This is a genomic window from Pseudomonas machongensis (assembly GCF_034961125.1).
GTDB lineage: Bacteria > Pseudomonadota > Gammaproteobacteria > Pseudomonadales > Pseudomonadaceae > Aquipseudomonas > Aquipseudomonas machongensis.
On the sequence record NZ_JAYFUI010000186.1, the window covers coordinates 91148 to 113003 of the forward strand.

20 protein-coding genes are annotated in these 21856 nt (G+C 64.5%); 7 read left to right on the forward strand and 13 right to left on the reverse strand.

From position 1 onward, the window contains the following. The first annotated feature begins 79 nt into the window (after window positions 1-79). The 3 genes from VA602_RS18475 to VA602_RS18485 all read left to right on the forward strand — a co-directional run bounded on the left by VA602_RS18475 (window position 80) and on the right by VA602_RS18485 (window position 3743). Window positions 80-694, forward strand: a complete 615-nt coding sequence (locus VA602_RS18475) for a LysE family translocator (protein WP_197891327.1) — start codon at window positions 80-82, stop codon at window positions 692-694. 88 nt (window positions 695-782) lie between these two features. Then, window positions 783-1415, forward strand: coding sequence for a LysE family translocator (locus tag VA602_RS18480; protein WP_153772759.1), 633 nt, complete (start codon window positions 783-785; stop codon window positions 1413-1415). 99 nt (window positions 1416-1514) lie between these two features. Continuing rightward, a complete protein-coding gene (locus tag VA602_RS18485) occupies window positions 1515-3743 on the forward strand; it encodes an ATP-binding protein (protein ID WP_323453918.1) in 2229 nt (742 codons plus the stop codon). A 96-nt stretch (window positions 3744-3839) separates the two neighbouring features. Here VA602_RS18485 and VA602_RS18490 read toward each other — a convergent pair whose 3' ends face one another. The 10 genes from VA602_RS18490 to VA602_RS18535 form a co-directional block, all read right to left on the reverse strand. Next, a complete protein-coding gene (locus VA602_RS18490; RefSeq protein ID WP_323453919.1) occupies window positions 3840-6020 on the reverse strand; it encodes an ATP-binding protein in 2181 nt (726 codons plus the stop codon). 106 nt (window positions 6021-6126) lie between these two features. Beyond that, window positions 6127-6690, reverse strand: coding sequence for an NUDIX hydrolase (locus VA602_RS18495; RefSeq protein WP_054892022.1), 564 nt, complete (start codon window positions 6688-6690; stop codon window positions 6127-6129). A gap of 21 nt (window positions 6691-6711) precedes the next feature. Further along, window positions 6712-7458, reverse strand: coding sequence for a GntR family transcriptional regulator (locus tag VA602_RS18500; protein WP_323453920.1), 747 nt, complete (start codon window positions 7456-7458; stop codon window positions 6712-6714). Between the two features lie 86 nt (window positions 7459-7544). After that, entirely contained in the window at window positions 7545-7934 is a 390-nt protein-coding gene (locus VA602_RS18505; RefSeq protein ID WP_054892020.1) for a carboxymuconolactone decarboxylase family protein, read from the reverse strand. A gap of 187 nt (window positions 7935-8121) precedes the next feature. Beyond that, window positions 8122-8607 (reverse strand): flavin reductase family protein, encoded by a 486-nt coding sequence (locus VA602_RS18510; protein ID WP_065862551.1) that lies wholly within the window; start codon window positions 8605-8607, stop codon window positions 8122-8124. 13 nt (window positions 8608-8620) lie between these two features. Continuing rightward, window positions 8621-10102 (reverse strand): aldehyde dehydrogenase, encoded by a 1482-nt coding sequence (locus tag VA602_RS18515; protein WP_323453921.1) that lies wholly within the window; start codon window positions 10100-10102, stop codon window positions 8621-8623. Next, the gene (locus VA602_RS18520; RefSeq protein WP_153772754.1) at window positions 10099-10932 is read right to left on the reverse strand and encodes an alpha/beta fold hydrolase; all 834 of its coding nucleotides are present in this window, start codon (window positions 10930-10932) and stop codon (window positions 10099-10101) included. Before VA602_RS18520 ends, VA602_RS18515 begins: the two co-directional genes overlap by 4 nt. 60 nt (window positions 10933-10992) lie before the next feature. After that, window positions 10993-11589, reverse strand: a complete 597-nt coding sequence (locus VA602_RS18525; protein ID WP_054892016.1) for an amino acid synthesis family protein — start codon at window positions 11587-11589, stop codon at window positions 10993-10995. Between the two features lie 232 nt (window positions 11590-11821). Then, window positions 11822-12865, reverse strand: a complete 1044-nt coding sequence (locus tag VA602_RS18530; protein WP_323453922.1) for an LLM class flavin-dependent oxidoreductase — start codon at window positions 12863-12865, stop codon at window positions 11822-11824. Window positions 12866-13006: 141 nt separating this feature from the next. Then, a complete protein-coding gene (locus VA602_RS18535) occupies window positions 13007-13492 on the reverse strand; it encodes a flavin reductase family protein (protein WP_063545279.1) in 486 nt (161 codons plus the stop codon). A gap of 318 nt (window positions 13493-13810) precedes the next feature. Between VA602_RS18535 and VA602_RS18540 the strand changes: the two genes are divergently transcribed. Further along, complete coding sequence (locus tag VA602_RS18540; RefSeq protein ID WP_323453923.1) at window positions 13811-15214, forward strand: purine-cytosine permease family protein; 1404 nt, start codon at window positions 13811-13813, stop codon at window positions 15212-15214. 42 nt (window positions 15215-15256) lie between these two features. On the opposite strand, the gene VA602_RS18545 is transcribed toward VA602_RS18540, so the two are convergent. Together VA602_RS18545 and VA602_RS18550 are read right to left on the reverse strand one after the other, a co-directional pair. After that, on the reverse strand, window positions 15257-16882 hold the full coding sequence (locus VA602_RS18545) for a methyl-accepting chemotaxis protein (protein ID WP_323453924.1): 1626 nt from the start codon (window positions 16880-16882) through the stop codon (window positions 15257-15259). 233 nt (window positions 16883-17115) lie between these two features. Further along, entirely contained in the window at window positions 17116-18318 is a 1203-nt protein-coding gene (locus VA602_RS18550) for an NAD(P)/FAD-dependent oxidoreductase (RefSeq protein WP_153772751.1), read from the reverse strand. 278 nt (window positions 18319-18596) lie between these two features. Here VA602_RS18550 and VA602_RS18555 point away from each other — a divergent pair, with 278 nt between their 5' ends. Beyond that, a complete protein-coding gene (locus VA602_RS18555; RefSeq protein ID WP_323453925.1) occupies window positions 18597-19139 on the forward strand; it encodes an RrF2 family transcriptional regulator in 543 nt (180 codons plus the stop codon). On the opposite strand, the gene VA602_RS18560 is transcribed toward VA602_RS18555, so the two are convergent. Further along, complete coding sequence (locus VA602_RS18560) at window positions 19136-19474, reverse strand: cupin domain-containing protein (RefSeq protein WP_063545275.1); 339 nt, start codon at window positions 19472-19474, stop codon at window positions 19136-19138. The genes VA602_RS18555 and VA602_RS18560 overlap by 4 nt on opposite strands. Window positions 19475-19601: 127 nt before the next feature. On the opposite strand from VA602_RS18560, the gene VA602_RS18565 reads away from it, so the two are divergent. Further along, window positions 19602-20501, forward strand: a complete 900-nt coding sequence (locus VA602_RS18565) for a LysR family transcriptional regulator (protein ID WP_063545274.1) — start codon at window positions 19602-19604, stop codon at window positions 20499-20501. Window positions 20502-20614: 113 nt separating this feature from the next. Further along, window positions 20615-21814, forward strand: a complete 1200-nt coding sequence (locus VA602_RS18570) for an MFS transporter (protein WP_323453926.1) — start codon at window positions 20615-20617, stop codon at window positions 21812-21814. The last annotated feature ends 42 nt before the right edge of the window (window positions 21815-21856 follow it).

A 21856-nucleotide genomic window follows, 5' to 3' on the forward strand; every position in this document is an offset into this window, starting at 1 on the left:
TCGGCAATATACGAAAGATAATCCCCGCGCGGAATCCGTAATCTTCCTTTCAACCAGACCTCTGAAAGGAACACCCGAAATGACCCTCAGTGTATTGGCCGCGTTCTGGGCCGTGTCGTTGCTGTTCGTCATCACCCCCGGCGCCGACTGGGCTTATGCGATCTCGGCCGGGATGCGCGGCCGTTGGGTGATGCCGGCAGTGGCCGGGATGTTGTCCGGGCATTTCATGGCCACCCTGGTGGTGGCGGCCGGGGTCGGTAGCCTGATCGCAGGGCACCCGCTGGCACTGACGCTGCTGACCCTTGCCGGTTGTCTTTACCTGCTGTGGCTGGGGGGCAACCTGTTGCTCAAGCCGGCGGCGCCGCAGGCGGGAGTGGTTCAGGCGGGGGAGACCGGTTCGCGCTGGGCGCTGCGCGGGTTTTGTGTCAGCGGGCTCAACCCGAAGGTGTTCCTGCTGTTCCTGGCCTTGTTGCCGCAATTCACCGACCCCACCTCCAACTGGCCGCTGCCGCTGCAGATCCTGCTGCTGGGGCTGGTGCACCTGTGCAGTTCGCTGGTGATCTACCTGATGGTCGGCTACGGCGCCAAGGCCGTGCTGCGCACCCGGCCACAGGCGGCGCAGATCGTCGGGCGGGTGTCGGGCGCGGTGATGATCACGATCGCGCTGGGGCTGATAGTCGGGCAGTTCGGTTGAATGCCTGGATTTGCAGGGGCAGCCGTTCCACGATGGCCTCGACACCGGATACACTTCGCGCTCCCCTCGTACGCCAAGGATGCGCCCGATGCCTGAGTTCTCCCACCTGCTGGCTTTTGCCCTGATCGCACTGGGCATGGTCCTGACCCCCGGCCCGAACATGGTCTACCTGATCTCCCGCTCGATCTGCCAGGGGCGGGTTGCCGGGTTGATCTCGCTGGGCGGCGTGGCCATGGGCTTCGTCTTCTACATGCTCTGCGCCGCGCTGGGCATCACCGCACTGGTGATGGCCGTGCCCTACGCCTATGACGCACTGCGCATCGGTGGCGCGCTGTACCTGCTGTACCTGGCCTGGCAGGCGCTCAAGCCAGGCGGGCGTTCGCCGTTTCAGGTCCGCGACCTGCCGGCCGACAGCCCGCGGCGGCTGTTCATGATGGGGTTTCTGACCAACCTGCTGAACCCCAAGATCGCGGTGATGTACCTGTCGCTGATGCCGCAGTTCATCGAGCCGGGCCATGGCAGCGTACTGCTGCAATCGCTGGTGCTGGGCTCCACGCAGATCGTCATCAGCGTCACGGTCAATGCGATCATCGCCCTGATGGCCGGCTCCATTGCCGTTTTTCTCGCCGGTCGGCCGCTGTGGCAGCAGGCTCAGCGCTGGTTGATGGGGACGGTATTGGCCGCGCTGGCGGTGCGCATGCTGGCTGAAGGGCGTCGCTGAACGCGCTGATGCGAAGACGGATGGAACGTCTGCGCTGTGCTGATTTCATATCCTCAGATACTCAATACAGTGCCCGGAAACACTGATGGTCTGCATGACATGAAATCACTACAGGACGGTGATACCGAACACGCCCGGCCCCTGGCGCCCGCCTTTCTGATCAACGGCGGCACGGTCGGCTCGCTGTTGCAGAGCCTGGAATGGACCGAGTCGCCGCTTGGCGCTCCAGGCACATGGTCATTCAGCCTGCAGACGCTCATGGCGACTATCCTCCCGGCCAAGGCCCAGATCGTCCTGTTCTGGGGGCCGGAGTACGTGGCGCTCTACAACGATGCCTACGCCCCGACCATCGGTGCCAAGCATCCGCGTGCGCTCGGGCGGCCTGCCCGCGAGCACTGGAGCGAGTTGTGGGACGATCTCGAACCGTTGCTACGCAATGTGCGTGACACCGGCGAGACCTTCTCGGCGCGCGACCGTCCGTTCTATATCGAGCGCCGGGGCCTGGGCGAGACAGCCTATTTCGATGTCTCCTATTCGGCGGTACGCGAGGCCGATGGCAGTGTGGGTGGGGTGCTGTGCATCGTCACCGAAACCACCGAGCGCGTTCAGTTCGAGCGGCGCCAGGCGTTCCTGCTGGCATTGGGCCGGGCGCTTCCGGAGATGGACGAACCCGAGGTGATCGAGACCTTTGCCACCCGCCTGCTCGGTGAGGAGCTGGGCGCCTGCCGGGTGTGCTTTGCCGAGGATCTGGGCGATGACGAGCGCTATGTCGTCGCCCGTGACTGGGTCGATGGGGTGCCGTCGCAAACAGGGCAGCACTTGTGGCGCGGACATGACGGGTTGTTGCGTGAGCAACTTCAGGCGGGGCATGGGGTTCATGACGACTATCCGGCTGGCGCCTCCAGAGACCTGTGCGCCAGCCTCAAGGTGCCGCTGCTGCGCAGCGGTGTGCTCGACGCCATGCTGTGTGTCTACTTCAATCGCCCCCATGTGTTCGCCGACGATGAGTGTCAGCTGGTGGAAGAGGCGGCCAAACTCACCTGGTCTGCGATCATCCATGCCCGCTCGGAGCGAGCGTTGCGCGCCAGCTCCGCGCACCTGGAGGCAACGCTGGCCGAGCTGATGACGCTCAACGCTACGCTTGAGGAGCGAGTTGCCAGCATGCTGGCCGAGCGTGAGTCGGACCTCATGCAGTTGCATGAAGCACGCAAGATGGAGGCCGTCGGCCAACTGACCGGCGGCATTGCCCATGACTTCAACAATATGCTCACCCCAATCATCGCCTCACTGGAGCTGATCGCCCGGCGTCCGGACGACGCAGCGCGTTCGACGCGTCTGATCGAGGGCGCCCTGCAGGCTGCGGAGCGGGCACGCAGCCTGGTCGGCCGTCTGCTCAGCTTTGCCCGGCGCCAGACCCTCAAGCCTGAGCCCGTCTGCCTGGCTGCACGGATCGGTGACATGCACGAATTGATCATGCGCTCGCTGGGGCCGACCATCAAGGTACAGGTCGATGTCGACCCGGCGCTGCCGGCAGCAGTGGTTGACCCGCATCAACTGGAGCTTGCGCTGATCAACCTGGTACTCAACGCGCGCGATGCGATGCCAGGCGGTGGCAGGTTGAGGATTCGTGCGGGGCTGGACGCCGCACGGGCGGATCGGCCTGTAGGGCCTGGGCAAGGGGCGATGGTATGGCTGGAGGTGGCCGATAGCGGCTGCGGTATGAGCGATGAGGTGCTGGCGCGCTGCTGCGAGCCATTCTATTCCACCAAGGGCGCGGGCAAGGGCACCGGGCTTGGCCTGCCAATGGTGCAGGGGCTTGCACTGCAGTCTGGCGGCGGGTTTGCCATTCGTTCGCAGCCGGGGCAAGGGTCGACAGCGACATTGTGGCTGCCGACCACTGACGCCGAAACCCTGTGTCGCGATGACCCGGTGGACGAAGTGTCCAGGCCGACGCGTCCGGTCAGGGTATTACTGGTGGATGACGAAGCCATCGTGCTCCATGCCACGGCAATGCAGCTGCGTGACTTGGGGTATGAAGTGAAAGCGGTCTTGAGTGCGGCCGAAGCCGAGCAGGTGCTGGAGCAGGGATTCGCCGTGGAAGTGCTGGTGACCGACCAGATGATGCCCGAGCGGACCGGCGCCGAGTTCGCCCAGGCGCTGCGGCGGCGTATGCCGGCGCTGCCGGTGTTGATCATCACCGGCTATGCCAACCTCACGCCGCGTGAGCTCTGTGGCTTCGAGGTGTTGCGCAAGCCGTTCCGCCGTGCGGAGTTGGCGCAGAGCCTGGCGCGCTTGCTGCCGCTGGTTTACGCGCAATCCGAGGGCTGACGTCGTGTCTTGTGGGGGCGGGCCCTGCAGACTCCGGTTGCAAAGACCCTGCGCCCACCGATCCCATCGCACAAATACTGTGCAAGGCCGTTGCAGCTATTGCGTGAGCACCTGGTCCAGCAACTGGCACACCTGCTCGGCCGAATACGGCTTGGCCAGGAAGGCGAAGCCCTGGTGCCCCCCTTCGGCAATGGCATCGCTGTAGCCGGAGGTGAGGATCACCGGCAGTTGCGGCCTGGTGCGGCGCAGTTCCCGGGCCAGAGCCAGGCCGCCCATACCGGGCATCACCACGTCGGAGAACACCACATCGAAGCCTTGCGGTGTCATGTGCAACTGCGCCAGTGCATCCTCGGCACTGGTCGCCCAGCTGATCTGGTAGCCATGATCCTTGAGTATCTGCGCGGTAAAGCTGCCGACGTCGCGGTTATCCTCCACCACCAGGATGCGCCGCGGCCGGCTGTCGACCGGGGCATTTGCAGCGCTGGCGAGGCTCTGTTCGGTTTCCGGGGGCGAGACCTGAGGCAGGTACAGGGTGAAGGTAGTGCCCTGGCCCGGCACGCTGGTGACCTGCACGTCGCCGCCGGACTGCTTGACGAAGCCGAACACCTGCGACAGGCCCAGGCCGGTGCCATGGCCCGAGGCCTTGGTGGTGAAAAACGGGTCGAAGATGCGCTCCAGCAATTCATGGGCAATCCCGACGCCGCTGTCGATCACCGAGATCGCCGCGAACACCCCAGGCTGCCCCGCGTGCCCACGTTGCGCCGGCATCAGCTGGTCTGGCCGCAGGTGCAGGCGCAGCGTGCCTTCGCCGTTCATGGCGTCGCGGCCGTTGATCATCAGATTGATCACCGCCGTTTCCAGCTGGCCAAGGTCGGCGCGGATATGGCAGGGCGTCTCGGGCAGATCCAGTTTGACCTGGATCCGTGCGCCGGTAGCAGTGTCGAGCATGTCGGCCATGGCTTCCAGCCGCGGGCCCACTTCGAACACCTGTGGGCTCAGGGCCTGGCGGCGGGCGAAGGCGAGCAGTTGGCCGGTGAGCTTGGCGCCGCGATCGACGGTGTCTGACACGGTCTTGAGGTAGCGCTGGCGGCGACTGTCATCCAGTTCCGGGCGCTGCAGGAAATGCAGCGACGAGCGGATGATGGTCAGCAGGTTGTTGAAGTCGTGGGCGACACCACCGGTGAGCTGGCCGATGGCTTCGAGCTTCTGGGTCTGGCGCAGTACGGCCTCGGTGTGCAGCAACTGTGCGGTACGTTCTTCGACACGCTGCTCAAGGGTGGCGTTGAGCGATTCGAGCGCCTGCATCGCTTCGCGTACTTCGGCATGTGCCTGAACCCGCTGGATGTGCGCCCAGCTACGCTCGGTGACTTCGCTGATCAGCGCCCGCTCGTAGCCGGTCCAGGCACGCGGCTGCTTGTCATGGATGGCCATCAGCGCCGTCAGGCGCCCATCCTTGATCAGCGGCATGCAGATGGTCGCAGTGATGCCGATGGCCTGGAAGGTCGCGGCCTCCTGCGGTTCGAGCTCGCTGAAGTTGTCGTTGATCACCAGCGCCAGGCCTGCGCGCAGGCGCTGTACGGCCAGGCGGCCGAAGTCGGCGAGACGATATTGGCCGAGCAGACGCGGCGAGCCGGGCGTGACCCAGTCTCCGCAGATGGTGAAACCGTCCTGATCGGGCTCCACCACTGCGTAGGCGCAGCTTGACAGGCGCAGGTGCTCGCCCAGCTTGCGGGTGGTGATGGCCAGGATCCGGTCCGGCTCGGTGGCGTTGGCCACGGCGCGGCCGAGGTCGTCGAGGAAGTTGAGGCGGCGGTTGGCGACCACGCTGGCGGTGGTTTCGGTGACGGTGTCGAGCATGCCGACGATCTGGCCGTCCTGGTCGCGGATCGGGCTGTAGCAGAAGGTGAAATAGGCACGCTCCGGCCCGTTGTGGCGATCGATGACCAGCGGGAAGTCTTCGATGTACACCGCCTCGCCGTCCAGGGCGCGGCGGGTCATGGCACCGATATCGTTCCAGGCTTCATGCCAGACGTGGCTGAAGGGGCGACCCAGGGCCGGAGGCTTGTCGCCGAGGATTTCGCTGAAGGCGTCGTTGTGCAGGGTGATCAGGTCATCGCCCCACAGCACCGCCTGCGGGAAGCGCGAGGCCAGGCACAAGGCCACGGTGGTCTTGAGCACGTCGGGCCAGGCATCAATTGCGCCCAGGGGCGTTTTCGCCCAGTCGTGGTTGCGGATGCGTTCGGCCATTAGCCCGCCGCCATCCAGCCATTTCGCCATGAGGTTTGCCGCTTCGTTTGCGTGGAGGGGATAGGGTGCACCGAGAATGTCGGGCTGGCGAGCGATTTGTGAGACAGGGCCGGCCGTGTTGAGAGACGGGCGCTATTCAGCGCATGAAATGCACCTTGCCGGTGTCGTCATTGCCCATGTAGATGCCATATACCCCGGCCTGGCGTTCGAGGATATAGCGCTCGAGGATCTGGCGGATCGCGGGGTAGTAGATCGCGTCCCAGGGAATGTCCTCGGGCGCGAAGAAGCGGTAGTCGAGGGTCTCGGGGCCGAACTGGCCGGTCTCCTGGGTGGCGATGGCGCGGAAGATGATGTACACCTCGCTGATCTTCGGCACGCTGAAGATCGAATACGGCGAGACGATGTCAGCGCGCACGCCGGTTTCTTCCCAGACCTCGCGCAGCGCCGCCTGCTCGGTGGTTTCGCCGGCCTCCATGAAGCCTGCGGGCAGGGTCCAGGTACCAGGACGTGGCGGGATGGCGCGCTGGCACAGCAGGTACTTGCCGTCGCGTTCGATGATGCAGCCGGCGATGATCTTCGGGTTGATGTAGTGGATGTAGCCGCAGGCGGGGCAGTGCAGGCGCTCGTGGGTGTCGCCGGTGGGAACGCCCCGGTCCAGTGCCGTGGTGCATTGCGGGCAGTAGCGCGGGGCGTTGGGCATGATCGGTGGCCTGTGGGGGGGTTAAATGCGTGGATCCTTCAGCGCCAGGGGCTCGACCATGTCGCGGACCTTGGCATTGTCGTCCTGCTTCTGGCGCAGGTAGTCCAGTGCCACCTTGGCGGCGGCGCGTACATGGTCGACCGAGGCCTGGTGAGCGGCCAGCGGGTCGCCGCTCTTGATCGCCTCGACCATCTTCTCCATTTCACGGTTGCTGGCGCCGCGGCGGTTTTCCTGCGAGACCGAGGTGGCGCGCAGGTAGCTGATACGTGCCTGCAACTGGCGCAGCTGGGTAGCGGCGACGTGGTTGCCGGAGCCTTCGAGCAGCACGTCGTAGAAGCCCTGTACCGAATCGAGCACCTGCTGCAGCTCGCCATCCTCCAGCGCCTCGCGGTTCACGTCCAGGGCGCGCTCCAGGGCGCGGATGTCCTTGGCTTTGGCGTTGAGGGTGAACAGTTGGACGATCAGGCCTTCGAGCACGCAGCGCAGCTCGTAGATGTCGCGGGCGTCTTCCAGGGTGATGATGGCCACGCGCGGGCCCTTGGCATCGGCGAACTCCACCAGGCCCTCGGACTCGAGGTGGCGCAGGGCTTCACGCACCGAGGTACGGCTGACGCCGAGACGGTCGCACAGGTCGCGCTCGACCAGACGGTCGCCCGGCAGCAGGTGGAAGTTCATGATCGCCCCGCGCAGCTTGTCGAGCACGATTTCGCGGAGCGTGACGGGGTTGCGGTTGACCTTGAAGCTGTCGTCGAGTGGCTGGCGTTTCATCAGGTGCGCTCTTTATGAGGCTGTTGCGCCAACGTCGGAGTGCCCCGAACCCAGGCGCTCCTTGCAGTGGTTCGAACAGCCCGCTGTTAACGGGTTGGCTCCGCATCGGCTTCGGCGAACGCTTCGCGGGCCAGGCGGAAGCTGTCCACCGCCGCGGGCACGCCGCAATAAATGCCGACCTGGAGCAGGATTTCGCGAATCTGTTCACGGCTCAGGCCGTTGCGCAAGGCGCCGCGGATATGCAGCTTGAGCTCGTGGGGCCGGTTGAGGGCGGAAATCATCGCCAAGTTTATCATGCTGCGCTCTTTGAGCGATAAGCCGTCGCGGCCCCAGACATGACCCCAGCAATACTCGGTGACCAGCTCCTGGAGCGGCTTGGTGAAGTCGTCGGCGTTCTGGATGGAGCGGTTGACGTAGTCCTCGCCCAGCACCTGGGTGCGGATCTGCAGGCCCTTCTCGTACTTTTCATTGCTCATTGCAGTGCTCCGAATGAAAACAGGGGCCGCAACCGAGGGTGAGACGATTAGCGCGGCCCCTAAAAACAGGGACATCGGTGTGGGCTTCTTCGCGGGTGAACCCGCTCCCACAGGGATCGCACAGATACAGAAGCCTGTGGAGTACCTGTGGGAGCGGGTTTACCCGCGAAGCAGACCGCGCGGTCTATCAGCCCAGCGAGGGCAGGGCGCCAAGCTTGCCCTTGTGATAGACCATCGGTGTCACCGGCTCGGCCGGCAGCACCAGGTTTTTCACCGCGCCGACGATGATCGCGTGATCGCCGCCGTCGTACTCGCGCCATAACTCGCACTCGATGATCGCCGTGGCCTTGGCCAGCAGCGGGTTGCCCAGCTCGCTCAGGTGCCAGTCGATGCCTTTGGCCTTGTCCTTGCCTTTACCCGCAAAGGCGTAGGCCTCGGCGGTCTGGTCGGCCGACAGCAGGTGAATGGCGAACTGCTTGCTGTCGCGCAGGATCGGGTAGGTGTCGGAGGCGTAGTTGGGGCAGAACAGCACCAGCGCCGGCTCGATCGACAGCGCGCTGAAGGCGCTGGCGGTAATGCCGACGATGCCGCCATCGCCATCGAGCGTGGTGACCACGGTCACGCCGGACGGGAAGGAGCCCATCACGTCTTTATAGATGCCAGGTTCGATCATCTCGTGCTCCTTCTCAACGCATCACAAACGGATCGGGCATTGGCGCGGTGGACAGGTTGATCCACACGGTCTTCAGCTCGGTATAGGCCAGCACCGAATCGATGCCGCTCTCGCGGCCGTAGCCGCTGTTCTTGAAGCCGCCGATCGGCGCCATGGCCGAGACTGCGCGGTAAGTGTTGACCCAGATGATCCCCGAGCGCACGTCGCGCGCCAGGCGATGGGCGCGGCCCAGGTCGCGAGTCCAGATGCCGGCGGCAAGGCCGAACTGCGAGTCGTTGGCCATGGCCAGCGCCTCTTCCTCGGTCTTGAAGCGGATCACTGCGGCGACCGGGCCGAACACCTCTTCCTGCATGATGGTCATCGTGTTGCTGTCGCACTCGAACAGGGTCGGCTCGTAGAACCAGCCGTCGCCCTCGACTTCGGCGCGCTTGCCACCCAGGCGCAGCTTGGCGCCCTCGGCCTTGGCCGCAGCGACCAGACCTTCGACCACGGCCAGTTGCTGGGCGGTGGCCATCGGGCCCATTTCGCTGGCGTCGTCCTGCGGGTTACCGATGCGGATGCGCTTGGCCCGCTCGATCAGGCGCTCGACGAACGCGTCGAAGATCTCGTCCTGCACCAGCAGGCGCGAACCGGCCACGCAGCTTTGCCCGGAGGCGGCGTAGATACCGGCCACCGCACCGTTGATGGCGCTGTCCAGGTCGGCGTCGGCGAAGATGATGTTCGGCGACTTGCCGCCCAGCTCCAGCGACAGCTTGGCGAAGTTCTCGGCGCTGCTGCGCACCACATGGCGGGCAGTGGCGGCGCCGCCGGTGAAGGCGATCTTGCGCACCAGTGGATGACGGGTGAGCGCCGCGCCGGTGCTTGGGCCGTAACCGGTGACGACGTTGACCACGCCGGCCGGGAAACCGGCTTCCAGCGCCAGGCGGGCCAGCTCCAGGATAGTGGCCGATGCATGCTCCGAGGGTTTGAGCACGATGGTGTTGCCAGCGGCCAGGGCCGGGGCGAGCTTGATCGCGGTCAGGTACAGCGGGCTGTTCCACGGGATGATGCCAGCCACCACACCGATGGGCTCGTGCACGGTGTAGGCGAACAGGTCGGGCTTGTCCAGCGGCAGGGTGCCGCCTTCGAGCTTGTCGGCAAGGCCTGCGGTGTAGTGGAAGAATTCCGGCAGGTAGCCGACCTGGCCGCGGGTCTCGCGGATCAGCTTGCCGTTGTCGCGGCTTTCGAGCTGGGCCAGGTGCTCCTTGTTCTCGGCGATCAGGTCACCCAGGCGGCGCAGCAGCTTGCCCCGTGCGGTGGCGGTGAGCCCGCGCCAGGCCTTGCTGTCGAAGGCGCGCTGGGCGGCCTGTACCGCCAGCTCGACGTCCTGCTCGTCGGCATCGGGCAGTTGCGCCCAGGCCTGGGCGGTGGCCGGGTCGAGGCTGTCGAAGGTCTTGCCGCTCTGGGCATCGCGCCATTGGCCGTCGATGCACATCTGGAAACGAACGAGGGTCATGCAACTATCCCCTTGGCGGATTCGGTGAGGGTGCGGGCTTGGCTCAGGAAGTCCAGCAGCATGCGGTTGACTTCGCGTGGAGCCTCAACGGGCATCATATGCCGTTGTTCGGGCAGGACCACGCTGCGGGCGCCGGGAATGCGCGCGGCGAGCTGGCGGGTCATGGCCGGGGTGGAGCCGGAGTCGAGCTCGCCGGTGGCGATCAGCGTTGGCACCTGGATGCTGCCCAGGTCCGCTTCGCGGTACATGTCCTGGGTGGCGAACAGCGAATAGGTGGTGTGGTAACCCTGGGGGTCGTTGCTGGCCAGCACCTGGCGGATGGCCGCGACCTGGGCCGGGTTGGCCGCTTTGTACTCGCGGCTGAACCAGCGGTCCAGCGCCGCGTCGACGTTGGCGTCCGGGCCAAGCTCGGCAGCCTGCGCGGCGCGGGCGATGACACCGGCGCTCTGCTCGGGGCTACGGTTGAACACGCTGTTGAGCACGACCAGGGCCGACAGCCGCTGCGGGTAGTGCAGGGCGAAGGCGCGGGCGACCAGGCCGCCCATGGAGAAGCCGATGACGGTGGCCTGGGGGATCTGCAGGTGGTCGAGCAGTTCGGCGAGCTGGGTGGCGTAGCCTTGCAGGTCGGTGTCCGGCGCGGGCAACGCGCTCTGGCCATGGCCGAGCATGTCGTAGGCGATGACCCGGTAGTCGGTGGACAGGCCGACGAACTGGCCACCCCACATTTCCTTGTTCAGGCCCACGCCGTGGATCAGCACCACGGGTTGGCCCTGGCCGAGGCTCAGGTAGCTGGTCCCGGCAGGTGTACGTTCAGCGACAGGCTGAATCATGGATGGCGCTCCTTGAAAGGCCGGTGCCGTGACGCTTGGCTCCGGCCCGTCTGCTTATTGTTATTGAGCGTTGGCTTTCTCGGCAGCCAGTTCTTCCAGGTCGATGTAGCGGTTGCCGATGCGCGGGTGCAGGCGGCCACCGTCGGAGGCGCCCAGGACCACGACGATCTCGTCGGCGCGCGGAGCGTCTTCGATCTGCATTTCCAGGGTGATGTAGTGCGAGCGCAGGCCTTCGTCGTCCTTCTGCATCATCGGGATCTGGATCGAGGTGCCCGGGCCGCCGCGCTTGTTGGTGAAGCTCAGGTAGCTCTTGGCCTGGACCGCTTCACGGTAGTGGTTGCCAAAGCGCAGGGTGTGGATCACCGCCGACGCGTGCTCGATCTCACCCTCGGCACCGACCACCGCTGCCTTGCCGTAGGCCTCGATCTTGTCGGCACCACCGATGGCGGCGGTCAGGCGCTCGACCATCAGCGCACCCAGTTCGGAGCAGTTGGCGCGGATTTCCGGCTTGAGGTCTTCGACAAAACCACGGCCAGCCCATGGGTTCTTGATCACCACGGCCAGGCCGACCATGGTCACTGGTTTGTCGGTGGCCTTGCCGCCTTCGATGCGGGTTTCTTCGGAGTAGGTGACGATCTTGCGGATTTCGAAACTCATGGGGGGCTCCTGGTGAGGGTTATCAGTTCTTGTTGTCTGATGGTATACCATAATATTTGATGTGCAAGAGGGGAAGGCAAATTTCTCCTGCGGGGGGACGAAAGGTGCGCTGTACCGGGGTTTTCTCGGGTGTCTGTATTGATTTTCTGGTGGGTAGGCGCAGGCAAACTGCAGCCAAAAAAATGCCCGCTCTCACAGGTCATGAAAGCGGGCAGGTGCAGCGGGCTACCGATCAGGCAAACGCTGGCACCACTTCCTTGATGAACAGTTCCAGCGATTTGCGTTTTTCTGCGTGCGGCAGGCTGTTGTCACACCAGAAGCTGAATTCGTCGACGCCAAGTTCCTGGTAGTACTTGATGCGCGCAATGATTTCTTCGGGGGTGCCGATCATGGTGTTCTTGCGGATGTTTTCCAGCGCGAAGGCCGGTACCTCGGCGAACTTGGACTCGGGGCTGGGCTCCAGGAAGCCATTGACCGGGGTGGTCTTGTTGCCGAACCAGGCATCGAAGGTGCGATAGAAGCGCGAGATCGCCTGGGCGCCGATCTTCCAGCCATCGGGCTCGGCCGGGCTGTGCACGTGGGTATGGCGCAACACCATCAGTTGCGGGCGCGGCACGTCAGGGTTGTTGTCCAACGCGGCCTGGAACTTGTTCTTCAGGTCCAGCACCTCTTCGTCACCTTTCATCAGTGGGGTGACCATGACATTGCAGCCATGCTTGACCGCAAAGTTGTGCGAGTCCGGGTCGCGGGCGGCGATCCACATCGGTGGCATGCCGTGCTGCACTGGCTTGGGCACGCTGGTGGAGGTGGGGAAGTTGTACACCTCGCCTTCGTGGGCGTAGTCGCCCTGCCACAGGGCGCGAACCGCCGGGACCATCTCGCGTAGGGCCTTGCCGCCGTCGGTGGCAGGCATGCCACCGGCCATGCGATCGAACTCGAACTGGTAGGCGCCGCGGGCCAGGCCCACTTCCATGCGGCCATTGCTGATCACATCGAGCAGGGCGCATTCGCCAGCAACGCGGATCGGATTCCAGAACGGCGCGATGATGGTGCCGGCGCCCAGGCGGATGGTCTCGGTGCGTGCGGCCAGGTAGGCCAGCAGCGGCATGGGGCTGGGCGAGATGGTGTATTCCATGGCGTGGTGTTCGCCGATCCATACGGTGCTGAAACCGCCGTGCTCGGCCATCAGGGTCAGTTCGGTCAGGTCTTCGAACAGCTGGCGGTGGCTGACCTGGTCATCCCAACGTTCCATGTGCACGAACAACGAAAATTTCATGGGGCTTTCCTCGGAGCTTGTTGTGGTCGATGTGGGGACGGCGCGGCACAGGGAAACAGGCCGCGTCCTGAATGACACCGGCTTTGCCGGTGATCGCGGGACGAGCCCGCTCCCACAGAGTCTTGCGTCGAACTGCAGGTATCAGGCGAAGGCGGGCAGGCTGGCCATTTTGCCGCGGCAGTAGACCATCGGTCGTGGGGCGTCCTCAGGCACGATCAGGTTGTGTACCTTGCCGACCATGATGGCGTGATCGCCACCTTCGTACTCGCGCCACAGCTCGCACTCGATGATCGCCGTGGCACCGGCCAGCAGCGGGTTGCCCAGCTCGCTCAGGGTCCACTCGATACCGCTGGCCTTGTCCTTGCCTTTTTTGGCGAATGCATAGGCTTCGGCCTGCTGCTCGCCGGACAGCAAGTGGATGGCGAAGCGCTTCTGCTTGATCAGTACAGGATAGGAGTCGGAGCTGTAGTTGGGGCAGAACAGCACCAGCGGCGGGTCCATGGACAGGGAAGAAAAGGCGCTGGCAGTGAGGCCGACGACCGAGCCGTCGTCGTCCAGGGTGGTGATGACCGTGACGCCGGACGGGAAGGAGCCCAGGACGTGCTTGTAGACGGTTGCGTCGATCATGGCGTGTACCTCTAAGGGGCGTGCGGTGGTCCGCGTTTTTTATCGTTGATGTGTCTGATGGTATACCGTAATACCTATATTGCAAGCAGAATTTTCCGCGCACCGGAACACACGATGAACGGTAAAAGCCCCGTATTCATTGGTCTTGATTACGAGAGCCCTGCGCCACAGTGGCGCACAAGGCAGATCAGATGCGCTGAAAAAGCACAGCGCAGTGTTGTCAAAAGCTTGGAATACCATAATATGGTCTTCAGCTGAGAGGCCGCCCCGAGCGGTTTCCATACAAAGATAAAAATGATCCTTTCGAGCTGAAATCCTATGTCCCAACCGTCGTCGCAACACCAGTTTGTCGAGAATCACACGGTCGATCATGTTCCCCCCTCCGAGCGCCACGGGAAGGCGCGCGACCTCTTCACCCTCTGGTTCAGTACCAATATCGCGCCACTGCCGATCGTCACCGGCGCGATGGTGGTCCAGGTGTTCCACCTGAACCTGCTGTGGGGCCTGGTCGCCATCGTGATGGGGCATCTGCTGGGCGGGATCGTCATCGCCCTGGCCTCTGCGCAGGGACCGCAGCTGGGCATTCCGCAGATGGTGCAGAGCCGCGGCCAGTTCGGGCGCTACGGCGCATTGCTGATCGTGTTCTTCACCGCGCTGATCTATGTCGGCTTCTTCATTTCCAACATCGTCCTGGCGGGCAAGTCGATCCACGGCATCGCTCCGAGCGTGCCGATGCCCACGGCCATCGTCATCGGTGCCCTGAGCGCCACGGCCATTGGCGTGATCGGCTATCGCTTCATCCATAGCCTGAACCGCATCGGTACCTGGGTGATGGGCTCGGCGCTGCTGGCCGGCTTCATCATGATGTTCGCCCAGGAGCTGCCAGCCGACTTCTTCAGTCGCGGGGCCTTCAACCTGTCGGGCTTCATCGCCACGGTGTCGCTGGGCACCATCTGGCAGATCAGCTTCTCGCCCTACACCTCGGATTATTCGCGCTACCTGCCGCGCGAGATCGGTATCGCCAAGCCGTTCTGGGCGACTTATTTCGGCGCGACCCTGGGCACCATCCTGTGCTTCAGCTTCGGGGCGGTGGCGGTGTTGTGCGTGCCTGAAGGCACCGATGCGATGGATGCGGTCAAGCAGGCCACTGGCTGGCTGGGGCCGGTCCTGATGGTGCTGTTCCTGCTCAACATCATCAGCCACAACGCGCTGAATCTGTATGGCGCGGTGCTGTCGATCGTCACCGCGATCCAGACGTTCGTCGCTCACTGGACGCCGAGCGTGCGGGTGCGGGTAGTGCTGGCGTCGGTGATCCTGTTCGGGTGCGGGCTGGTGGCGCTGAATGCCTCGGCGGGGTTCATCGGCCAGTTCATCGGTCTGATCCTGGCACTGCTGCTGGTGCTGGTGCCCTGGGCGTCGATCAACCTGGTCGACTTCTACCTGATCAAGAAGGGCGAATACGACATCGCCTCGTTCTTCCGCGCCGATGGCGGCATCTACGGTCGCTTCAACCACCACGCCATCGTTGCCTATGTATGCGGGATCCTGGTGCAACTGCCGTTCGCCAATACGGCGCTGTATGTGGGGCCGTATTCGAACATCGTCGAAGGCGCCGACCTGTCGTGGCTGTTCGGGTTGCTGGTGACAGTGCCGCTCTATTATTGCCTGGCGACTCGCGGCAAGGCGCTGAAGGCGGGACGTGTGCTAGGTGTGAGCGACTAGTTGATGTGCAAGAGGGCCGCAAAGCGGCCCTCGGTGTTTCATTCACACCTTGAACTGCGCCACCATCCCGTTCAATTCCACCGCCAGGCGCGAGAGATCCTGCGCCGCGGCGCTGGTCTGGTTGGCTCCCGCAGAGGTCTGCATCGCCAGGTCACGGATGTTCACCAGGTTGCGGTCTACCTCACGCGCCACCTGGGCCTGCTCTTCGGACGCGCTGGCGATCACCAGGTTGCGCTGGTTGATCGCGGCGATCGCCTCGGCAATCAGCTCCAGTGCCTGACCTGCGGCCTCGGCGATCTCCAGGGTGTCGCTGGCACGGCCCTGGCTGCTGTGCATCGAACCCACGGCGCGCTCGGTGCCGGTCTGGATACCCCCGATCATCTGCTCGATCTCGGCCGTGGACTGCTGGGTCCGGTGGGCCAGCGCGCGCACTTCATCGGCGACTACGGCAAAGCCACGTCCGGCTTCCCCGGCCCGTGCCGCCTCGATGGCGGCGTTGAGCGCCAGCAGGTTGGTTTGCCCGGCAATCGAGCCAATCACATCGAGCACGCGGCTGATTTCGTTGGCGCTGGTGGCCAGTTGTTCGATCTCGCTGGAGGTGCCGGTGACGTCCTCGACCAGTTGCTGGATCGAACTCAGCGCCTGGTTGACCTGGTCGCGGCCATCGCGGGTGGTCTGGTCGGCGCCCTTGGAGGCGTCGGCGGTGCTGACCGCGTTGTTGGCCACTTCCTCCACCGCTGCGGTCATCTGGTTGACCGCAGTCGCGGCCTGGTCGATCTCCGCGCTTTGCTGGTGCAGGCCGCGGCTGGTGTCTTCGGTGACGGTGTGCAGCTCTTCGGAGGCCGAGGCCAACTGGTCGGACGAGGCCGCGATCTTGCGGATGGTGTCGCGCAGGCTTTCCTGCATGCGGCTCAGGGCCCGCAGCAGCAGCGCCGGCTCGTCACGACCGACGACGCGGATTTCCTGGGTCAGGTCGCCGGTGGCCACGCGCTCGGCAACGCTCACGGCTTCGGCCAGCGGTACGACGATGCTGCGGGTCAGCAGCACGGCGATGGCCACCAGCGCGAGGATGATCACCACCAGCGACAGCACGATCAGGGCAAAGGCTTCTTCATAGGCGTCACTGCTGCGCTGCGAGGCTTTGTCGGCACCGTCGGAGTTGTACTGGATCAGGGTGCCGAGCGCTTTCATCATCGAGTCGGCGTACTCGGCCAGCGGGCCGTTGACCAGGCGCCTGGCCTCGGCAATGTCGCCATTGGCCGCGGCATCGCGGATCGACTTCTGCAGACCGTGGTAGCGCTGGGTGAGAGAGACGAAGTTATCGAACAGGGCGCGGTCGTCCTTTTCGATGATGGTCGATTCGTAGGTTTTGATGCCTGCTTCGAGCGAAGTATTGATCTCGCCGATGCGGCCGAGGGTGGTCTGGCGGACGGCGGGATCTTCCTCGATCACGCTGCGCAGGGTCATGGCGCGGGCGCGGCCGAGATTGGTGCTGACCTCGTTCAGGGCAATGATCGCCGGCATCCAGGTGACGCGGATCTCATCGGTGGCGCTGTCCATGCGCCGGGTTTCGTACAGCGATATCAGACCCATGACCAGCACCAGGACGCCCAGCAGCGTAAATACGCTGGCTGCCCGGATACCAATCTTCATATTCCTTAAGTGCATGGAGCTACTCCTTGAATGTGGCGTGCAGGCTTCAAGCGCTGGGTCGTGGTGCCGGAACCGGCGAAAGGGGCCAGGCGTCTCGATGCGCTGCGGGAAAGTACAATGTCCTTAACTTTAGTAGGTTTTTTGACGTCAATAATGCCACGGTGCCACTATTATTGACCAGTCATTCAATGTAACTACACGTATAAACAGATCCGTCATTTTTTGACGGATCTGTCAGGTTTATTCGCTTAAACGATGGCGATCATTGGATCGGCAGCGGCCAGGGCCTTGCTGCGATCGGCCTCGGGCGGGTAGATCCAGACCGAGTTGATCTGGCGCTTGAGCTGCTTGCCTTCATCGCCCTGCAGCTTCAGTTCACGTTCCCAACCTTCGCTGAAGGCCGCGCCCCAGTCGCCCAGGTCGAGGCAGGTGACGTACTTGGGCTGGCGATACACCACCGGCGCCTCGCCGAGCAGGTCGGCCATGGCATTGTTGCCCGAGTGACGGCCCATGGGGATGGCGTGCTGGCAGGTCATCAGCGCGTGGTTGCCCAGGTCATCGACTGCGGCCCAGGCCACGTCGCCGGTGGCGTAGATATGCTGCTGGCCGATGACCTTGAGGTGCTCGTCGACGCGCAGGCGACCCTGGGCATCACGTTCGCCGGCGATCTGCGCGGTCAGCGGGCTGGCCTTGACGCCTGCGGTCCAGATCACCGTCTTGCTGGCGATGTACTCGCCGTTGTCCAGGGTCACGCCACCGGCATCCACCGCGATCACCGAAGCATTGGTGAGCCATTGCACGCCGGCGTGCTGTGAGGCGGCAACGATGGCTGGGGTGATGCCGGCACCCAGGGCTGCACCGACCTGTGCGCCGCGATCAATCACGATCACGCGGATATTGGCCTGCTCGCCGAGTACTGCGCGCAAGCGGGCAGGCATTTCGGTGGCGGTCTCGATGCCGGTGAAACCGCCGCCGCACACCACCACGGTGTTGCGGGCCGGGGAGGCCGGCAGGCTGGCGAGGTCGGTCAGGTGTTGCTCCAGCTTGACCGCCGACTCCATCTGGTCGACATCGAAGCTGTGCTGGTCCAGACCCGGTACGGCAGGGCGGGCAACCTGGCTGCCGGCGGCCAGTACCAGGCGCTCGTAACCCAGTTGGCGGGTCTGGCCATTGGCGTCGATATAGGTGACCGAGCGTGCGTCGGCATCGATGGATTGGGCATGGCCCTGGATGAAATTCACCCCTACAGCCTCGAACAGCTCGCCAAGCGGCGCTTTCATCGTGTGCACATCGGCTTCGTAGAAGCGCGGGCGGATGCGCAGTTCGGCCTGCGGCGCGAGCACGCTGATGTGGATGTCGCCACGCTTGGCGAGGTCGAGCAGGCGGGCGGCGCTCAGGGCGCTCCAGACGCCGGCAAAACCGGCACCGATGATCAGGATGTGTGGGTTCATGGACAGGCTCCGCGAGAGGGTCGAAGGGGTTTGGGTCGAGGTTCGGCGTGCGTTGCTGCGCTTGCCGAACAACTACGACTCTATTGGTCGTAGTTTAAAGCGACAAGCTTTTTTTTAGCGGGCAGTCGCAGGCGGCCCTCGCTTTGCGGGTGAAGCAGCGATAAATCAGGGGTTCTGGGCGATTGAGAAAAATAGGCAGACGACCGATGGTGGCCGATGGCTTTGCCAGTTCCTGGAGAAGGGCGTACTATTTGCGACAAATTTGGTCGGAGATTGATATGTCGTTATACAGCGCGGGCGTCGAGTACGGCATTCACTGCCTGCTGTTCCTCATCGACGAGCGCGGCGACAGCCGCGAGTCCAGCGTGCGCGATCTCGCCGAACTGCAAGGGGTGCCGCAGGAATACCTGGCCAAGGTCTTCACCAAGCTGGCGCGTGCCGGGCTGGTGGCGGCCACTGAAGGCGTGCGTGGCGGTTTTCGCCTGGCCCGGCCTTCGGACGAAATCACCGTGCTGGATATCGTCAACGCCATCGATGGGCCGAAGAAGATCTTCGATTGCCGCGAGATCCGCGAGCGCTGCTCGCTGTTCGACGGCACGGCGCCCGGCTGGGCCACCGAGGGCACCTGTGCCATCCATGCGGTGATGCTCAGCGCGCAGAAACGTATGGAAGAGGCACTGGCCCAGCAGACCATCCTCGACCTGGCGCGGCGCTTCGGGCGCAAGGCGCCGGCCGAGTTCGGGCAGAAGGTCAATGACTGGATGAGCGAGCGGCGTGATGGCAAGGGTGGGGCAGGAGACATCGCGCTCAAGCAGCTCTAGCGCGTAGGGGCTGTGTAGAACACTGCCAGCCAGACCGTCGTCGCATCGGCCTGCGTCCACTCCACGCGGTGTCGGCAATGCGGCGGGATATCCAGGTGGTCGCCTGCCTTCAGTACCCGCGTTTCGCTTTCGTGCTCCAGGCGTAACCCGGCGCTGCCGGTGAGAACCACCACCCACTCGCCTTCGGCCTGGTCGTACCAGAAATCGGGCGGGCTGCATTGGCCGCTGGAGACGATGCGCTCGATGCGCAGCCCTGGGCGGCGCAGCAGTTCGTCGAATTGCTCGGCGGCCGCAGGGTCGAGCGGGGGCAGGGGGCTGAACAGGTTGTCGGGCATGGACGTTTGCCTTTCTTGATTCCGGACGGTGATTGTAGGAAGGTTCCGGGATTTTCCGCACGGAGCTAGGTTGTTACGGAGCTACCTTACGGAGCTACTTTACGGCACTGCGCAAGGAATCACGCCAATGGACAAGCTGCTGGCCATCAAGATGTTCATGGCGACTGTTGAAGCCCAGGGCTTTTCTGCTGCCGGCCGACGGCTCGGGGTTGCGACCTCGTCGGTGACACGCCTGGTCGATGCGTTGGAAAGCGAGCTGGGTACCAGCCTGCTCAACCGCTCGACCCGGCAGGTCAGCCTGACCGAGGCGGGTGTCGGCTACTACCAGCGCGCCCGCGCTATCGTCGCGGCCTTGGCCGAGGCCGATGCCAGCGTCGCCGATCGCGGGCAGGAACCGGTGGGCGTGCTACGCCTGTGCCTGCCGGTGGAGTTCGGGCGGCGGATGATTGCGCCGCACCTGGGGCGCTTCATGGCCCGCTACCCCTCGCTGGAGCTGGATATCGACCTGAGCGACCGCTTCGACGATTTGCTCGACGGGCGCTACGACCTGTCCATTCGCCTGGGTGATCCGGCGCCGAGCGACGAGCTGGTCAGTCGCACCCTGGGCACTTTCGAACGCTGGCTGGTGGCCAGCCCGGATTACCTGGCCAGCCATGCTGCGCTCGAACACCCCGCGCAGTTGAGCGAGCATGCCTGCTTGCGCTTTCGCTATAGCGGCCTGGGGCGACCTTGGCAACTGCGCCAAGGAGACGAGCTGATCGAGGTGGATGTGGCCGGGCCCTTGCGCTGCGCCAACTCCGACTTGCTGCGCGAGGCGGCGGTGGCGGGCAGTGGCGTCAGCCTGCTGGCAGACTGGCTGGTGCGCGACGATGTCGCTGCCGGGCGTCTGGTGCGGTTGTTCCCGGGCTGGCAGGCCAATCCGATCGCTGCCAGTTGCAATATCAACGCCCTGTACCTGCCCAACCATCGCTGGTCGCGGCGGGTAACGGCGTTCATCGAGTTCTGCGAGTCGTTGCTCAGGCCCTGAACGTGGTGGCGTTGCGCCTGGCGCAAAGCCGCTTTGCGTTGCGCTCCGATTCCCTCCGCAGGCCCTGGCCGCTAAGGTGCGTGGCATGTCTTGCCATGTGTGAATAATCTGAAATGAGTGCTTCTTTAGCGACATCCTCTACATCCGGCACGTCACTGAGCCGAGGCCTGGTGACGCTGCTGGCGTTCTGCTGTGGTGCCATCGTTGCCAACATCTACTACGCCCAACCCATCGTCGGCCTGATCGCGCCGGACCTTGGGCTGTCCACCGAGCGTGCCAGCCTGATCGTCTCGCTCACCCAGCTGGGCTACGCCCTGGGGCTGCTGTTGCTGGTGCCGTTGGCCGACCTGGTGGAGAACCGTCGGCTGATGATCGCCACGGCTGTGCTGTCCTGCGCCAGCCTGCTCCTGGCGGGCAGCAGCGGGAACGGCCAAGGTGAGCTGTTTCTCGGTTATGCCTTGCTGATCGGCTTCAGTTCGGTGGCGGTGCAGATGCTGATCCCACTGGCTGCGCATCTGTCGCCGGAGCAACAGCGTGGCCGGGTGGTGGGCAACATCATGGGTGGCCTGCTGTTGGGCATCCTGCTGGCGCGGCCCTTGTCGAGCCTGGTGGCCGATCACTTCGGCTGGCGTGCCGTGTTCCTGGGGGCGGCGGTGCTGATGGCGGCAATCGTCGTGCTGCTGGCCGTGACCCTGCCGCGGCGTGTGCCGGAGCACAAGGCCAGCTACGTCGAGTTGATGGCCTCGCTGGGCGGGCTGCTGCGGCGCTACCCGTTGCTGCGCCAGCGCTCGCTGTATCAAGGCTTGATGTTCGCGACGTTCAGCCTGTACTGGACCGCCGTGCCGCTGGCGCTGGCAACCGAGCATGGCCTGTCGCAGAGCCAGATCGCGTTGTTCGCATTGGTGGGCGCGGTGGGCGCCATTGCGGCCCCGATTGCCGGGCGCCTTGCCGATGCCGGGCATGCGCGCCAGGCGTCGTTGCTGGCCCTGGTGCTGGCGCCGTTGTCGCTGCTGTTCGGGCTGAGCGCGCCGGGCTACAGCGTGATCGGCCTGGGGTTGACCGGGGTGCTGCTGGACTTCGCCGTGCAGATGAACATGGTGATCGGCCAGCGTGAGGTGTACGCCCTGGACCCAGCCAGCCGCGGGCGGCTCAATGCCGTGTACATGACCAGCATCTTCATCGGCGGTGCCCTGGGTTCGGCAGTGGCCAGTGCCTTGTATGCGGGTTATGGCTGGAATGGCGTGGCGCTGGTGGGCGCGGTATTGCCGGGGCTGGCGCTGGTGATCTTCCTGAGGGTTGCGCGGCGGGCTTGACCCACTCTTCGGTAGGCGCGGAACACGTCGCAGCGGCGAACC

What these genes read in the sequence shown, in the direction of transcription:
- VA602_RS18475 (WP_197891327.1), top strand. Translation starts at nt 80, where the DNA reads ATGACCCTCAGTGTATTGGCCGCGTTCTGGGCCGTGTCGTTGCTGTTC.
- VA602_RS18480 (WP_153772759.1), top strand. Translation starts at nt 783, where the DNA reads ATGCCTGAGTTCTCCCACCTGCTGGCTTTTGCCCTGATCGCACTGGGC.
- VA602_RS18485 (WP_323453918.1), top strand. Translation starts at nt 1,515, where the DNA reads ATGAAATCACTACAGGACGGTGATACCGAACACGCCCGGCCCCTGGCG.
- VA602_RS18490 (WP_323453919.1), bottom strand. Translation starts at nt 6,020, where the DNA reads ATGGCGAAATGGCTGGATGGCGGCGGGCTAATGGCCGAACGCATCCGC.
- VA602_RS18495 (WP_054892022.1), bottom strand. Translation starts at nt 6,690, where the DNA reads ATGCCCAACGCCCCGCGCTACTGCCCGCAATGCACCACGGCACTGGAC.
- VA602_RS18500 (WP_323453920.1), bottom strand. Translation starts at nt 7,458, where the DNA reads ATGAAACGCCAGCCACTCGACGACAGCTTCAAGGTCAACCGCAACCCC.
- VA602_RS18505 (WP_054892020.1), bottom strand. Translation starts at nt 7,934, where the DNA reads ATGAGCAATGAAAAGTACGAGAAGGGCCTGCAGATCCGCACCCAGGTG.
- VA602_RS18510 (WP_065862551.1), bottom strand. Translation starts at nt 8,607, where the DNA reads ATGATCGAACCTGGCATCTATAAAGACGTGATGGGCTCCTTCCCGTCC.
- VA602_RS18515 (WP_323453921.1), bottom strand. Translation starts at nt 10,102, where the DNA reads ATGACCCTCGTTCGTTTCCAGATGTGCATCGACGGCCAATGGCGCGAT.
- VA602_RS18520 (WP_153772754.1), bottom strand. Translation starts at nt 10,932, where the DNA reads ATGATTCAGCCTGTCGCTGAACGTACACCTGCCGGGACCAGCTACCTG.
- VA602_RS18525 (WP_054892016.1), bottom strand. Translation starts at nt 11,589, where the DNA reads ATGAGTTTCGAAATCCGCAAGATCGTCACCTACTCCGAAGAAACCCGC.
- VA602_RS18530 (WP_323453922.1), bottom strand. Translation starts at nt 12,865, where the DNA reads ATGAAATTTTCGTTGTTCGTGCACATGGAACGTTGGGATGACCAGGTC.
- VA602_RS18535 (WP_063545279.1), bottom strand. Translation starts at nt 13,492, where the DNA reads ATGATCGACGCAACCGTCTACAAGCACGTCCTGGGCTCCTTCCCGTCC.
- VA602_RS18540 (WP_323453923.1), top strand. Translation starts at nt 13,811, where the DNA reads ATGTCCCAACCGTCGTCGCAACACCAGTTTGTCGAGAATCACACGGTC.
- VA602_RS18545 (WP_323453924.1), bottom strand. Translation starts at nt 16,882, where the DNA reads ATGCACTTAAGGAATATGAAGATTGGTATCCGGGCAGCCAGCGTATTT.
- VA602_RS18550 (WP_153772751.1), bottom strand. Translation starts at nt 18,318, where the DNA reads ATGAACCCACACATCCTGATCATCGGTGCCGGTTTTGCCGGCGTCTGG.
- VA602_RS18555 (WP_323453925.1), top strand. Translation starts at nt 18,597, where the DNA reads ATGTCGTTATACAGCGCGGGCGTCGAGTACGGCATTCACTGCCTGCTG.
- VA602_RS18560 (WP_063545275.1), bottom strand. Translation starts at nt 19,474, where the DNA reads ATGCCCGACAACCTGTTCAGCCCCCTGCCCCCGCTCGACCCTGCGGCC.
- VA602_RS18565 (WP_063545274.1), top strand. Translation starts at nt 19,602, where the DNA reads ATGGACAAGCTGCTGGCCATCAAGATGTTCATGGCGACTGTTGAAGCC.
- VA602_RS18570 (WP_323453926.1), top strand. Translation starts at nt 20,615, where the DNA reads ATGAGTGCTTCTTTAGCGACATCCTCTACATCCGGCACGTCACTGAGC.